Origin of the sequence: Rhodococcus sp. BP-261 (genome assembly GCF_019835205.1) — a bacterium.
In the GTDB taxonomy this organism is placed as follows: domain Bacteria; phylum Actinomycetota; class Actinomycetes; order Mycobacteriales; family Mycobacteriaceae; genus Rhodococcoides; species Rhodococcoides kyotonensis_B.
This window is the reverse complement of record NZ_JABUCO010000007.1, coordinates 77,275-91,022: the sequence shown is the minus strand read 5'-3', so window position 1 is coordinate 91,022 and position 13,748 is coordinate 77,275. Positions and strand designations below refer to the sequence as shown.

Below are 13,748 nucleotides of genomic sequence, written 5' to 3'. Positions count from 1 at the left end.
GCGACGGATATCGATGCGTACATGTCGGGTCACTGTACACATCGAGAGCAGGATATGGTCACCGAGGCCGCACCTGCGGCCGCGTGAGGTGCAAGGGAACCCGGTGCGAATCCGGGACTGACGCGCAACGGTGACTGCTCTGCCCGAGCAGGAGTCCGATCGCTTGCTCCGCACGACGTACGTCCCGCGGCTCCGCGACACGAGCCCCTAGTAGGAAGTTCGGCTCCCTATGACACTACGTAAGCCTGTGGCGTCGGCCATGCTGGCGATGCTCGTTCTCGCCGGGTGCGCCTCCACCGATACCGACGCGCCCAGCCAGACCGCCGACGGCAACTCCAGTTACCCCCTCACCATCTCCAACTGCGGCCAGGACGTCGTCGTCGACGCACCACCGCAGCGCGCTGTCTCTCTGAATCAAGGTTCGACGGAGATTCTGCTCAGCCTCGGTCTCGCGGATCGCATGGTCGGCACGGCGACGTGGACCGACCCCGTGCGCAGCAACCTCGCGTCCGAGAACGAGAAGGTACCGCGCCTGTCCGACAACAATCCGTCGTTCGAGACGGTGCTCGACACCGAACCGGATTTCGTGACGGCGTCGTTCGGTGGAACCCTCGGCCCGGGTGGCGTCGCCGAACGCAACCAGTTCGAGCAGTTCGGCGTCCCGAACTATTTGTCGCCGACGGACTGCAACGGCAAGACCGACGACAGCGTCAACTCCGACGGCGCACGCACCGAGCCGCTCCGGATCGAGACCGTGTACCACGAAGTGCGCGAACTCGCCGCGATCTTCGACGTCCGGGAGCGCGGTGAGCAGTTCGTCGCCGAGCTGCAGGATCGCTTCGAGAAGGCATCGTCGACGGTGAATGCGTCGGGCACGTCGCTCGTCTACTGGTTCGCCGACACGGCTACGCCCTACATGGCCGGTTGCTGCGGGTCGTCGGGCATCATCACGAACTCCGTCGGCGCCGACAACATCTACGCCGACACGACCGACGAATGGCCGCAGGTCAGCTGGGAATCCGTCGCGGACAGGAATCCGACGGCCTTCGTTCTCGCCGATCTGAGCCGTCGCACATTGGCCGGAGACGCGCTTGACTCCAAGATCGAGTTCCTCGAAACCAATCCGGTGACGCAGCGCCTGCCCGCAGTGGCGAACAGACGGTACATCGTCGTGAACGGCGCCGATCTGAATCCGTCGATCAGAACGGTCGACGGCGTCGAGAAAGTTGCTGCCGCACTGCAGGACTGGGGCCTGGCGAAGTGACGTCGGTGCTGGAGCGGCCGAGGCAGAAGCGGAGCGTACTCGCCCCGCTTCTGCTCGGTGGGGTGGTCGTTCTCGCACTGTCGATCGCTCTGGCGATCACCATCGGTCCCGCCGATCTGTCCATCTCGGACGTATACCGAGTGGTGTTGCAGCACATCGGTTTCGGTGATTCGGGCGTCAGCAGGATCAAGGACGGCATCGTCTGGGAACTACGGCTTCCTCGGACGTTGCTGGCGGCGATCTGCGGCGCGGGGCTCGCGCTGTGCGGCGCGATCATGCAATCGTTGCTGCGAAACCCGTTGGCGGATCCGTTCGTTCTCGGTATCTCGTCCGGAGCGTCGACGGGGGCGGTGCTGGTGGCAGTGCTCGGCGTCGGCGGCGGCATGCTGTCGTTGTCGTCGGGGGCGTTCGTCGGGGCGGCGCTGTCGTTCGTGTTGGTGATGCTGCTCGCCGCGGGTGCGGGAGGTGGCACTGATCGCGTCGTCCTCGCAGGAGTGGCTGGGACGCAATTGTTCTCGGCCCTGACGTCGTTCATCGTGATCTCGTCGGCAGACGCAGAACAGACACGAGGGGTTCTGTTCTGGCTGCTCGGCTCACTCGGCGGTGCCGACTGGGACGACGTCGTCCTGTGCGGCACCGTCTGCGCGGTCGGCATCGTCGTCTGCTTGCTGTACGCGTCGGCGCTCGACGCCTTCACGTTCGGCAACGACGCGGCCGCGTCGCTCGGTGTGTCCGTCAAGTGGATTCGTGTTCTTCTGCTCGTCATCACGGCGTTGATCACGGCGATGCTCGTCAGCGCGGCGGGGGCGATCGGATTCGTCGGCCTCGTGCTGCCGCATGCGGCCAGGTTCCTCGTCGGCTCGCGACATCGGCGTCTGTTGCCGACGACGGTTCTCGTCGGCGCCATCTTCATGGTGTGGGTCGACGCCGTCGCACGCACGTTGTTCGAACCGCAGGAGATTCCGGTCGGCGTGGTGACCGCGCTGATCGGTGTTCCTGCGTTCGCGGTCATTCTGTTTCGGATGCGGAGGGCTCGATGACCATTCGTGGCAAAGCAATTCGGTGGGCTCGCTCGGGGCACACGATCCTGGACGGCGTCGATTTCGAGCCCACGGCGGGGGAGACCGTGGGCTTGATCGGCCCCAACGGGTCCGGCAAGTCGTCGCTCCTGCGCATCCTCGCCGGCATCGTGACGCCCGACCACGGCTCGGTGACACTCGACGGCGACGCGATGATGTCGTTGCGACGCAAGCAGATAGCGCGGCGGGTGGCGATGGTGGATCAGCATGCGACCACCGACGTCGACATCTCCGTGCGGGACGTCGTGCGGCTCGGTCGCATTCCGCATCAGGGACTGTTGGGCGGCGACGCGGCCGCCGACGATCGTGCCATCGCACGCGCCCTGGAGAACACCGGGATGACGTCGAAGTCGGACCGGTTGTGGCACACGTTGTCCGGCGGTGAGCGTCAACGTGTGCAGATCGCACGGGCGTTGGCGCAGGAGCCAACGGAGTTGTTGCTCGACGAACCGACCAATCACCTCGACATCCAACATCAGCTCGACATACTGGCGTTGGTTGCCGAACTGCCGCTGACCAGCTTCATCGCCCTGCACGATCTCAATCTGGCGGCGATGTTCTGCGACCGGATCGTGGTGCTGCGCGACGGTCGGGTGGTGGCGACGGGAACGCCGGTCGACGTCATCACCGCGGACCTGGTGCGGGAGGTCTACAACGTGCACGCCGACGTCGAACTCGACGAGTCGGGGACGTATCTGCAGGTCACGTATCGTCGGCGCACCGGGCACGTGCGCGCGAATGTATAGCGGGCTGTACATTCGCGCGCACGTCCGCTACTCGCCCCTGGCCTTTCGTCGCTGCTCCTCGGCGCGGGCGCGGCACTGACGCAGGAATTCCGCGTCGGCCTCGGGTGTGGTTCCGACGGCGCGGCCGGGCCGGGTGTCGTACTCGGGATACGCGGAGTTGCTGCGTCGCTGCGGCACGCCTGCCCCACCCCAGATACCGCCACCGATTGGCCTGCCGACGAGCAGCCATACGATCGACCCCGCGAGCGGGATGAAGATCACCAGCAGCAGCCACATCATCTTCGGCAGGTGCCGGACGCCGCCCTCGTCGGCCGTGATCACGTCGATCAGACAGAACACCCACAGGATCATGATGAGCAAGCCCAGGTACGGCACCGTTCGTCCTCCTACAGACCAGGCGGTATTTAGCCAGGAGAACCATACAGGGAATCGTCGGGAAGGACAGGCCTCGGTTTACCGACGCCGGGTTTGCGGTATCGACCGCTTCGAGAAATCGACGACAGGAGGCGTCCGTGGGTCTGCAACAGCTCGAGGCGATGGTGAAGGAAACGGTGACCGCGGGGGAGCCTTTCGAGTACGGGGCGGACGAGTCGGAGCTGAACTACCTGGCTTCCCTGGCGGCCAGGCCCGGTACGCAGCTCGTGTGCGAAGTGGGATTCAATGCGGGCTTCTCCAGTTGGGCGTTCCTGTCGGCGTCCTCGTCGACGGTCGTGTACTCGTTCGACCTGGCCGGTTACGCCTACAGCGCGGCCGCGAAGGAACACATCGACGAACTGTTTCCCGGCCGCCACACCCTGATTCAGGGCGACTCGCACTCCACGATCAAGGAATTCGCGGCCAAGTATCCCGACATGCGGTTCGACGTCATCTTCGTCGACGGGGACCATTCGCTCGACGGTGCCCGCGCCGACCTCGCCGACCTGCGTTCGCTGGCCACTCCGGAGACCGTTGTCGTCATGGACGACATCACCCCGTGGCTGTGGTTCGGCGAAGGGCCGACCCAGGCGTGGCAGGAAGCCGTCGAGGCCGGGTCCGTCGTCCACCGGAGCTACTACCGCGACGGCGTGCCGGTCGACGTCGTCGAGCCGCCTGCCAGCCGTGCTTGGGCCGAGGGGTACTACCCGGCCTGAGTCAGACACCGCTCGATCGCGTCCACACCCCGATCCAGTTCGTCCTCGGTGACCGTCAGCGCAGGCCGGAACCGTACGGCTCGCTCCCCACAACCGAGGACGAGAACATGTTCGACGACGCGAAGATCGTCGAGGAGTCGGTCGCGCGAGGCCGCGTCGGGCATCGTGAAGGCGCACATCAGACCGCGGCCACGGACCTGCGTGATCGCCGAATGCCGCGAGGCCGCACCCTGCAACCTGGTCAGCAGATGCTCGCCCAGCACCGCGGCTCGCGCGACGAGCTGCTCCGATTCCATGACCTCCAGGATTCGACGCGCACGCACCATGTCCGTGAGGTTGCCGCCCCATGTGGAGTTCAGACGCGACGACACGGCGAACACGTTGTCGGCGATCTCGTCGACGCGTCCGCCGGCCATGATCCCGCAGACCTGGACTTTCTTGCCGAAGGCCACGACGTCGGGGTTCAGGCCGAGTTGCTGGAAGGCCCAGTTGGTTCCGGTCGTTCCGGCGCCCGTCTGCACCTCGTCGACGACGAACAGTGCGTCGAACTCGTGGCACATGTCCTGTAGCTGCTGTAGGAACTGCGGGCGGAAGTGATTGTCACCGCCTTCGCCCTGGATGGGTTCGACAATGGCGCAGGCGATGTCGTGCGGATTGGCCTCGAACGCGACGCGGGCCGCGGTGAGGGCGTCGGCCTCGACGGCATCCATGTCGACGTCGGATCCGATGAACGGGGACGGAATTCGGGGCCAGTCGAACTTGGGGAAGCGGGCTACCTTGTTCGGGTCGGTGTTGGTGAGCGACATCGTGTATCCCGTGCGCCCGTGGAACGCGTGCTCGAGATGCATGACCTGGCTGCCTGGGGAACTGATCCCGTGCGCCTCGTTCCAGCGTGACTTCCAGTCGAAGCAGACTTTCAACGCGTTCTCTACGGCCAGGCCGCCGCCCTCGACGAAGAACAGATGCGGCAGACGCGCATCGCCGAGAACGCGCGAGAAGGTGTCGACGAACCGAGCCATCGCGACGGTGTAGATGTCGGAATTACTGGGCTTGTTGACGGCGGCCTGCATCAGATCGGCGCGGAACGCTGCGTCGTCGACCAGACCGGGATGGTTCATTCCCAGCGCGGACGACGCGAAGAAGGTGAACAGGTCGAGGTACTCGGTGCCGTCGCGCGCGTCGACGAGCGTGCATCCGCGCGACGCATCGAGGTCGAGCACCACCTCGAAACCGTCGGCGAGCATGTGGCGACGAAGAGTGTCGTGCACGTCGTCGGCGCGGATCTCCTGGCGATGTAATACCTGCGTCATGAAACCAAGATACGCGCCGAAATTTCGTAATCAACGGCTTTTTGCAGGAAAATATCCGGTAGAACACCGCGTCGATTACGTTCGTAGTCGTCGTTCCCCACCGAAAGGTAGTGCCATGTCTGTCCTCGGCGACCAGTCTTCGACCGTCAGCCACGACGAACTGAGCGTCAGGACTCGCGCCATCCTGGAGCGTCTCGGCGTCGACGTGGATCTCGACGTTCCGCGCTCGCACGAGACGATCGTCGCCCGATCGCCCATCACGGGCGGAAATCTCGCGTCGCTTCGCGCGGCCGACGCGTCGGACGTGGACGCGGTGCTGGCCGACGCAAGGACCGCCTTCGCCGAATGGTCGACGGTCCCTGCCCCGGTACGCGGCGGGCTGATTCGCGAACTCGGTGAACTGCTGCGCGAGCACAAGGACGATCTGGGCGCACTGGTGTCGATCGAAGCCGGAAAGATCGTGTCCGAGGGCCTCGGCGAGGTCCAGGAGATGATCGACATCTGTGACTTCGGCGTCGGACTGTCCCGTCAGCTCTACGGCAACACCATCGCGACCGAGCGACCCGGCCATCGCATGATGGAACAGTGGCACCCGCTCGGCGTCGTCGGCGTCGTCACGGCGTTCAATTTTCCGGTGGCCGTGTGGTCCTGGAATGCGGTGCTGGCGTTGGTCGCCGGTGACACCGTCGTCTGGAAGCCGTCGGAGAAGACGCCGTTGACCGCACTCGGCGTCCACGCGTTGTTCCAGCGTGCGGCAGCCAAGGCCGGTGTGGACCCGAAGGTCGCGCAACTGCTCATCGGCGATCGCGTCGCAGGGCAAGCGCTCGTGGACGATTCGCGTGTCGCGCTGCTGTCCGCGACGGGGTCGACCCGAATGGGACGCGAGGTGGCCCCTCGCGTCGCCCAGCGCTTCGGGCGCGTGCTGCTCGAACTCGGTGGCAACAATGCGGCCGTCGTGACGCCGTCGGCGGATCTGGATCTCACGACGCGCGGCATCGTCTTCTCGGCGGCAGGCACTGCCGGACAACGGTGTACGTCGCTGCGACGCGTCATCGTGCACTCGTCGATCGCCGACGAACTCGTCGATCGCATCGCACAGGCCTACGAATCACTCTCCATCGGTTCGCCTTTGGAGTCGGACACACTCGTCGGGCCGCTGATCGATGCGCCCGCGTTCGCGGGGTTCAAGAAGGCGATCGACGCGGCAGTCGCGTCGGGTGGCGAGATCCGAGCGGGCGGACAGCGCGTCGACGATTTCGGTGAGAACGCGTACTACGTTCAGCCGACCATCATTTCGATGCCGGACCAGGCGGACATCGTGCGGCACGAGACGTTCGCTCCGATTCTGTACGTGCTCACCTACGACACCCTCGACGAGGCCATCGCGCTGCACAACGATGTGCCGCAGGGGCTTTCGTCGTCGATCTTCACGACGGATCTTCGAGAAGCCGAGCGGTTCCTGTCGGTCACCGGATCGGACTGCGGCATAGCGAACGTCAACATCGGCCCGTCCGGAGCGGAGATCGGTGGCGCGTTCGGCGGTGAGAAGGAAACCGGCGGCGGACGCGAATCGGGTTCGGACGCATGGAAGTCCTACATGCGCCGGGCGACCAACACGGTCAACTACTCGAACGAACTGCCGCTCGCGCAGGGAGTGCGCTTCGCGCCCGTGCATGGATAGTCGAACCATAGGGCAACCAACCACGCACAACGGGAGTGGAGCCTGCAGGAACGACCCATACAACGGGAGTGGAGCCTGCAGGAACGACCCATACAACGGGAGTGGAGCCTGCAGGAACGACCCATACAACGGGAGTGGAGCCTGCAGGAACGACCCATACAAGGGGTGTGCGTCAGCGCATCAATCCCTGCACCAGTGCGTCGACGATCTCGTCGGTCGACGTCTCCGGGTCGATCGGCATCGTCAGTCGGTCGAACAGCAATCCGTCGATCGCGTAGTGGAACAGCGCAACCTCCTTCGCGCCGCCCGGTAGGCCTGCCGCATGGTTGAATTCGACGTCCGCGCGGAAACCCGATCGCTGCCAGTCGCCGAGCAGCTCCCTGACCTCGGGACGTCTCGACGCCTCCAGCCGCAGCTCGAACAGCGCGAGCGTCACGTCGCGATTGTCGATCAGACGCGCGACGATGTCGCGGACGTAGTCGGCGAACAACTCGGCGCTCGGCACTCGCTCGGCGAGCGGCGCGTGCACCGTCGGGTCGGGTGCGAGGCGTTCCCCGATGCGCTCGATCAAGCCCGCGATGACGTCCTCGCGCGTCTTGAAGTAGTTCGACGCCGTGCCCCGGGGGACGGCTGCCTCGACGTCGATCGCGCGATGCGTCAGACCGCGGGCGCCCTCACGTGCGAGGACGCGCAGGCCGGCGTCGGCGAGCTCCGACCGTCTCTGCGGATTGCGTGCCACGGGAAAAGGCTAGCGCAACCACGACAGATGTCGTAGTCTGCTCCTTGAACCACTACAGACGTCGTGAATGGAGAACCCATGCGAGAACTGGTCTACTACGTCGCCGTCAGTCTCGACGGGTACATCGCGGCACCCGACGACACCTTCGACGCATTTCCGGTACAGGGCGATCACATCGACATGATCCTGCGCGAATACACCGACACCGTCCCGACGCTGGGGCTGCAGGCGCTCGGTCTCACGGCACCGCTCACACGGTTCGACACCGTGCTGATGGGGTGGAACACGTACGCCGCCGGGCTGCCCGCGGGCGCCACCGATCCGTATGCGCACCTGCGGCAGTACGTGTTCACGCGCAACCATTCGATCGACGAGCCGGGTGTCACGGTGACGTCGGACGATCCGGTGACCGTCGTGCGGAAGCTGAAGATGGAGGAGGGAAGCGGTATCTACCTGTGCGGTGGCGGGGAACTCGCGTCGTCGCTGATCGACGAGATCGATCGGCTGATTCTGAAGGTCAACCCGGTGTTGCTCGGGTCGGGCAAGAAGTTGTTCGCGGAGCGAGAGTACGACGTCACTACCGCGCGGTTGGTCGCGAGCACACCGTACGAATCCGGCGTCGTGATCAACGAGTACACGATCGAACGGTGATCACTCCACCGAGATGCTGTGCGCCCGAAGCTGTTCTACGACGTCGTGCGACGGCCAGGCCGCAGCACGGAAGCGGGCGGGTTCCATACCCGGCATGGGCTCGATTCCGGTGATGCGTGCGACGTCCTCGAACTGCACGTAGAACATGTCCGACGCGCGACCGGCGAATGCGACGAGATCCGTTCGCGGGAGCGTGCAGTCGACGCCCTCGTCCCAGATGGTGACGGTGCGTGGACCGAACGGCGTCGTGATCACCGCTGCGGACCGGATCGTGATGGTGGTGCCGTCGAGATCGTATTGTCCGCGCAGCCAAACGGATTGAGCGTCGTACTCCCTCGCGATGTGCACGCACCGTGCCCGCGCGGCCTCGGCGCTGTCGGGCCGTACGGTGTCGAAGGTGACGATGTGTCCGTCGTCGTCGACCGTGTACGCCTGCGGCGAGAGCCCGCGTGCAGTGTGGGTGTACTGATGTTCGATCATCGAGAAGTGTCGGGCGAGGATCTCCTCGTCGTCACCGGGAACGACGTAGATCGTGTCGACGTCGGGAACGAAAGCCACAGGTGCACAACCGAATCGCGATCGATGCGACGCGAGCCAGCCCGGGTCGAGCAACCAGGACGTGAAGTAGTTGCTGCCGCTGTCGACCAGACGCTGTATCGCGCGGCCCTTCGTCGGATCGGCGTGCACCGTGATCGTCGCGAGATTGGATCGGGCTGCGGAGAACACGGTGGCGGGATCGACGCCCCATTCGGAGATGGTCTCCCAGGAAACGATGGTGCGCCGGCCCGGGGTGTCGACGGCCACGAGCTCGTCGACGAGGGGGAACACGCGTCGCGACACGAGGAGGCCGGGTGGGGGCGCGCCGATCGTGTACGTCGACGGTTTCAACACCGGGCGCAGACGGGGGAGCGCGACGTCCCAGCTGCCGGGGGCGTCGTTCGCTTCGATCATCGTGGCGACGAAGTGTTCGATGTGGGCCGACAGCTCGGCTTCCCCGTACGCGGCGGTCTCGGCGAACAGATTGTCCAGGTAGAGCACCGCGTCGCGGCCGTAGTAGACGGCGAAATTCTCGGAGTCGTACATCGGGTCGGCGCCGCCCTCGACCCGGATGCGTTCGAGCACGAGGTATGCCAGCCGTGCCCTCGGGTCCACGCCGTTTGCCGCCACGCGGGAGATGGTAACCGGGCGCCCCGAGTATTTCGCTCCCTTACTCGACCGGATATGCGGGATCTTCGCGAATATCGTCGAATCAGGGAGCGAAATGCACCCCTACGCGGTCGGCGGCCGCGCGGTGGAGGAACGGCTGCACGACGGCGGAGATCTCGTCGGCCTTGCGTTCGAACAGCGCGACCGTCCCGTGCTCCACGATGGTTGTCTCCACCCGCGTCACCTGCGACAGAGCGGACTCGAGCGGCGCGATGTTCGGCATCGCGAACGGATCGTCCGACGCGCCGAGCAGGAGTGTCGGCGCCGTGACGAGACCGATTCGGTCCTCGATGCGATAGCGGTCGCACGCCCGATGTCCCTCTGCCGGGTCGACGCCGTACGTCAGCGCGTCGTGCACGAAGCGGTTCAACAGATCCGCGGACGGCTGCGGGTAGTAGGGACGCCGCTTGTTCCACAACGTGTTCAGATGCGTGCCGTCGTCGGAGATGTTCGCCTTGTCGACGCCGTCGGGATTCTCGGGACGTGCACGACGCTCCGGGCCGGTGAACGGGCACGACGACAGCACCAGCGCGGTCACGTCGGTACTCACTTCGCCGTTCCCGGCCGCGGAGGCGACCTCGAGTGCGACCAGTCCGCCGGTGTGGTGACCGAGAAGGCTCACCTCGTCGATCCCGATCTCGTGCAGGAGCTCGTGGACGCCGCGTGCGTACAGCTCGATGGATTGCGGTGCAGGCACTTTGACGCTGGCCCCGAAGCCGACCATGTCCATGGCGATCACGCGATGCTCACGGGCCATCAGCGGTATGAATTCGCGGAACTCGTCGCCCGAGCGCGGCGCCTGATGCAGCAGCAGCAGGGCGGGGCCGTCGCCGGCTTCGACCACGTGGATCTGTCCGATCGGGCAATCGACGTAACGCGAACGCGTGTTCAACCTTGTCACCTTTCAGCCCCGGCGAGGGGACGGGTCGTGACGACGAGACCGAGAGCGACGGCTGCCGCTACGCCCATCATCGACGCTGTTGCCAGTGCATTGTTACCCAGGAGCCCGACGACCGGCGCGGCGGCGGCGGCGCACAGGAACTGGAATCCGCCGATCAGTGCCGATGCCGTGCCTGCGGTGTCGGGATGGCGGGCGAGTGCGAGCGCGGGAGCGTTCGGCATGACGGACCCCATCACGGCGAGCAGAAGGAGGACGGGAACACCGAACCCCGCGAGGCCACCTGTCTCCGTTGCAGCGAGAACGACGAAGACGCCGCCGACCAGCGTTCCCGCCGCGAGTGACGCCCGGAGTATTCCGTACGGGCTCCACCGCCGCAGCAGTACCACGTTCAGTTGCGACGATCCGATCAACACCGCTGCGCCGCAGGCGAAGAACACTCCGAACTGTCCCGGGGTGAGCTCGAACTGATTCTGCAGCACGAACGGAGACGATGCGATGTACGAGAACATGAGGATGCGACCGCATCCGCACACGATCACCATCCGCACGTACGGCGAATCAGAGAACAACGTTCGATAGTTCCTCGCCATGACGCGCATCCGAGGTCGATGCCTCTTGACGGGCGGCAGCGTCTCCGGCATCGCCCACACTCCGAGCGCGACGGAGATCAGCCCGAGGAGCGCGAGCACGAAGAAGATCGATCTCCACGACGCGAGGGAGACGACGAGTCCGCCGATAGTGGGCGCCAACACCGGCGCAACTCCCATCACCAGCATCAATCGGGAGATGACGACGGCCGCAGCGTGCCCGTCGAACAGGTCACGCACCACCGCGAGTGCCAGTACGGTACCTGCGGCCGCGCCGAGACCCTGCAGCACGCGCAGCGCCGCCAGCGTCTCGATCGTCGGGGCGACAGCGCATCCCACGGATGCGACGACATGCATCGCGGAACCGGCAATCAGCGGACGACGGCGGCCCAATGCGTCGGACAGCGGCCCGATGATCAACTGCCCCAATGCGAAACCGACGAGCGAGCCGGTGAGTGTGAACTGCACCAGCTCGTCCGACGTACCCAGGTCGTGGGCGATGAACGGAAACGCCGACAGATACATGTCGATGGTGAACGGACCGAGGGCGGTCACCGCACCCAGGACGAGGACGAGCCGAAAGCGCGTCCAGCCCTGTGGTGTCGGTGTGGTGGTGTCAGTGCTGTTGGTCGAGGAATCCTGCGACGACGGCGTGGTAGTCATGTGGCCGTTCTTCCTGAAGATGATGTGATGCCCGATCCATGACGTAGAGCTGGCCTCGCGGAACCATGCGCGCGAGCATCAGCGGGTAGTCGGGCGTCAGGAAGTCGTCGTACATTCCCCACGCGAACAGCACCGGGGCTTCGATCTGCCCCAATTCGGCTGTGAGGTCCTGCCATTCGCCTCGTGGGTTGTCCGACGCGGCCGCCAAGGCCATCTCGTCGGGGTCGAGGCTCTGCTCGTAGCGCATGTCGACGGTCTCGTCCGGGAGCGCATCGCCGTCGAACCATTCGAGGCGGGTGATCAGTTCCCGCATCTTCTCGCGGGAGGGGCCGGTGCCGCCGTAGTAGACGTCCCGCGCGTTCCTACCGCGTCGGCCACCCTCGGGAAGCGGAGCGAGCGGGCCGTAGAAGACGGGCATGCTGCCGGTGACGACGAGCGAGCGAACGCGGGTCGGGTACTTCGCTGCGAGGTTGAGGGCAATGGTGCCTCCCCACGAGTTGCAGACGAAATCGGCACGGTCGATTCCCAGTTCGTCGAGAAGGGCCACCATCTTGGCCGCGTGGAAATCCCACATCGGCCCTTCGATGGTGCACTTGTCGGACAGCCCGTACTGCGGGATGTCGACGAGAATCGCGCGCCGCGTCGACGCGAACATCGGGGCCACCGGGCCGAAGTCCGACCAGGCCGTGCAGCCAGGACCACCTCCGTGAAGAAAGATGACCGGATCGCCGGATCCGAGATCGTGATAGTGAAACTTGACGCCGTCCGCCGTGGCGTACTGGCTCGGGGGTCGTTGTGCCATGGCGTCATTCCACCGCGTCGGGTGATCGACGGAAAGGGAACGGGTCCACTCTCCGGGCCGGGGTTCGTTCCGTGGCCGCGGACGTGACCTACCGTCGAGCTATGAATCCTGACCTACACACTGCCGAGGAACGGGCACGCGCCGTGGTCGGTGTGCGCGAATCGCGTTCGCTGGGAACGCTGTCCGCCGATCATGCGGTGGCCTTCGCGCGTGCAGCCGCCGTCGACGAGCCCCGATACCTGGACCCGACGCGCGCGGATTTCGCCGTGCACCCGATGTACCTGCTGAGCATGCTGCGCGGTCACCAGGGAGGCGTCGACGACGACTACCGTCCCGACGGAATGTTCGCGGACGAGGTGCCCGGTACTGCTGGACTCGACGTGCGGTTGATGGCAGGCGGTCAGGCGATCGAGTTTCTTGCAGAGCCGGTGGTGGGTGAAACCGTCGACGCAGTACGCAATCTCGATGCGGTCACCGTCAAAGGTCGAACCGGTTCGCAGTTTCTGCTCCTCGAGACGGTCAAGGACTACGTCTCGTCCGGTGCGGGCACGCTGGCGCGTGTTCGCGAGACCTTCATCGTCCGATGAACGCGATTCAGGCCGGGGGCGCCATCGAAACGGTGGTTCTCGCAACCGATCCCGTCCGCGTCCTCCGTTTCGGGGCGACGACGCACAATGCGCACCGCATTCACTACGACGCGGTCCACGCCGCCTCGGACGGCTTGGAGAGGCCGGTCGTGATGGCCCAGTTGCAGGGGACGTTGTTCCATCGTGCCGCTGCTCGGGCGGCCGGGCAGGGCGGTACGGTGACCGCACTGTCGTGGCAGAACCGCGCTCCCGCATACGTCGGTGAGACCCTCACGGTGTCGGGTCGGGTGATCGACGTGCAGGACGGTGTCGCCCACCTCGAGCTGGAGGAGCACACGGAGGACGGAAGACTGTGTGCCACAGGGTCCGCCGTCGTTCGGCTGCCCTGACTCCGGTCGGCCG

Annotated in this window: 15 protein-coding genes and 1 riboswitch; of the genes, 8 read left to right on the top strand and 7 right to left on the bottom strand. The window is 65.5% G+C overall.

What is annotated here, in order from left to right:
* Positions 1-47 precede the first annotated feature (47 nt).
* Positions 48-186, top strand: a riboswitch (cobalamin riboswitch).
* A gap of 43 nt (positions 187-229) precedes the next feature.
* From HQ354_RS10845 to HQ354_RS10835, 3 genes are read left to right on the top strand one after another with little or no spacing between them, the layout of a single operon-like run.
* Positions 230-1,264, top strand: coding sequence for an ABC transporter substrate-binding protein (locus tag HQ354_RS10845; RefSeq protein ID WP_084423910.1), 1,035 nt, complete (start codon positions 230-232; stop codon positions 1,262-1,264).
* Positions 1,265-1,269: 5 nt separating this feature from the next.
* Positions 1,270-2,304: an iron ABC transporter permease gene (locus HQ354_RS10840; RefSeq protein ID WP_068430075.1), complete on the top strand. Its 1,035-nt coding sequence runs from the start codon at positions 1,270-1,272 to the stop codon at positions 2,302-2,304.
* Positions 2,301-3,089, top strand: coding sequence for an ABC transporter ATP-binding protein (locus HQ354_RS10835; protein ID WP_068429741.1), 789 nt, complete (start codon positions 2,301-2,303; stop codon positions 3,087-3,089). The genes HQ354_RS10840 and HQ354_RS10835 overlap by 4 nt, the downstream gene beginning before the upstream one ends.
* 27 nt (positions 3,090-3,116) lie before the next feature.
* Here the strand turns inward: HQ354_RS10835 and HQ354_RS10830 are convergent, their stop codons facing one another.
* Positions 3,117-3,464 (bottom strand): PLD nuclease N-terminal domain-containing protein, encoded by a 348-nt coding sequence (locus HQ354_RS10830; RefSeq protein WP_068429742.1) that lies wholly within the window; start codon positions 3,462-3,464, stop codon positions 3,117-3,119.
* Positions 3,465-3,601: 137 nt separating this feature from the next.
* Between HQ354_RS10830 and HQ354_RS10825 the strand changes: the two genes are divergently transcribed.
* Positions 3,602-4,219, top strand: coding sequence for a class I SAM-dependent methyltransferase (locus HQ354_RS10825; protein ID WP_068429743.1), 618 nt, complete (start codon positions 3,602-3,604; stop codon positions 4,217-4,219).
* On the opposite strand, the gene lat is transcribed toward HQ354_RS10825, so the two are convergent.
* A complete protein-coding gene (gene lat, locus HQ354_RS10820; protein WP_068429744.1) occupies positions 4,207-5,529 on the bottom strand; it encodes an L-lysine 6-transaminase in 1,323 nt (440 codons plus the stop codon). The two genes, HQ354_RS10825 and lat, sit on opposite strands and share 13 nt — an antisense overlap.
* Positions 5,530-5,644: 115 nt before the next feature.
* Here lat and HQ354_RS10815 point away from each other — a divergent pair, with 115 nt between their 5' ends.
* Entirely contained in the window at positions 5,645-7,210 is a 1,566-nt protein-coding gene (locus tag HQ354_RS10815; protein WP_068429745.1) for an aldehyde dehydrogenase family protein, read from the top strand.
* Between the two features lie 172 nt (positions 7,211-7,382).
* On the opposite strand, the gene HQ354_RS10810 is transcribed toward HQ354_RS10815, so the two are convergent.
* A complete protein-coding gene (locus HQ354_RS10810; RefSeq protein WP_068429748.1) occupies positions 7,383-7,949 on the bottom strand; it encodes a TetR/AcrR family transcriptional regulator in 567 nt (188 codons plus the stop codon).
* A gap of 78 nt (positions 7,950-8,027) precedes the next feature.
* Between HQ354_RS10810 and HQ354_RS10805 the strand changes: the two genes are divergently transcribed.
* Positions 8,028-8,600, top strand: coding sequence for a dihydrofolate reductase family protein (locus tag HQ354_RS10805; RefSeq protein ID WP_167676497.1), 573 nt, complete (start codon positions 8,028-8,030; stop codon positions 8,598-8,600).
* Here HQ354_RS10805 and HQ354_RS10800 read toward each other — a convergent pair whose 3' ends face one another.
* The 4 genes from HQ354_RS10800 to HQ354_RS10785 form a co-directional block, all read right to left on the bottom strand.
* A complete protein-coding gene (locus HQ354_RS10800) occupies positions 8,601-9,767 on the bottom strand; it encodes a hypothetical protein (protein ID WP_254303597.1) in 1,167 nt (388 codons plus the stop codon).
* A gap of 82 nt (positions 9,768-9,849) precedes the next feature.
* Positions 9,850-10,698, bottom strand: a complete 849-nt coding sequence (locus HQ354_RS10795; RefSeq protein WP_068430083.1) for an alpha/beta fold hydrolase — start codon at positions 10,696-10,698, stop codon at positions 9,850-9,852.
* Between the two features lie 5 nt (positions 10,699-10,703).
* Entirely contained in the window at positions 10,704-11,957 is a 1,254-nt protein-coding gene (locus HQ354_RS10790; RefSeq protein WP_068429754.1) for a multidrug effflux MFS transporter, read from the bottom strand.
* Positions 11,911-12,759, bottom strand: a complete 849-nt coding sequence (locus HQ354_RS10785) for an alpha/beta fold hydrolase (protein WP_068429756.1) — start codon at positions 12,757-12,759, stop codon at positions 11,911-11,913. The genes HQ354_RS10790 and HQ354_RS10785 overlap by 47 nt, the downstream gene beginning before the upstream one ends.
* Before the next feature lie 101 nt (positions 12,760-12,860).
* On the opposite strand from HQ354_RS10785, the gene HQ354_RS10780 reads away from it, so the two are divergent.
* Together HQ354_RS10780 and HQ354_RS10775 are read left to right on the top strand one after the other, a co-directional pair.
* Positions 12,861-13,346 (top strand): hypothetical protein, encoded by a 486-nt coding sequence (locus HQ354_RS10780; protein ID WP_068429758.1) that lies wholly within the window; start codon positions 12,861-12,863, stop codon positions 13,344-13,346.
* A complete protein-coding gene (locus tag HQ354_RS10775) occupies positions 13,343-13,735 on the top strand; it encodes a hotdog domain-containing protein (protein ID WP_068429760.1) in 393 nt (130 codons plus the stop codon). Before HQ354_RS10780 ends, HQ354_RS10775 begins: the two co-directional genes overlap by 4 nt.
* The last annotated feature ends 13 nt before the right edge of the window (positions 13,736-13,748 follow it).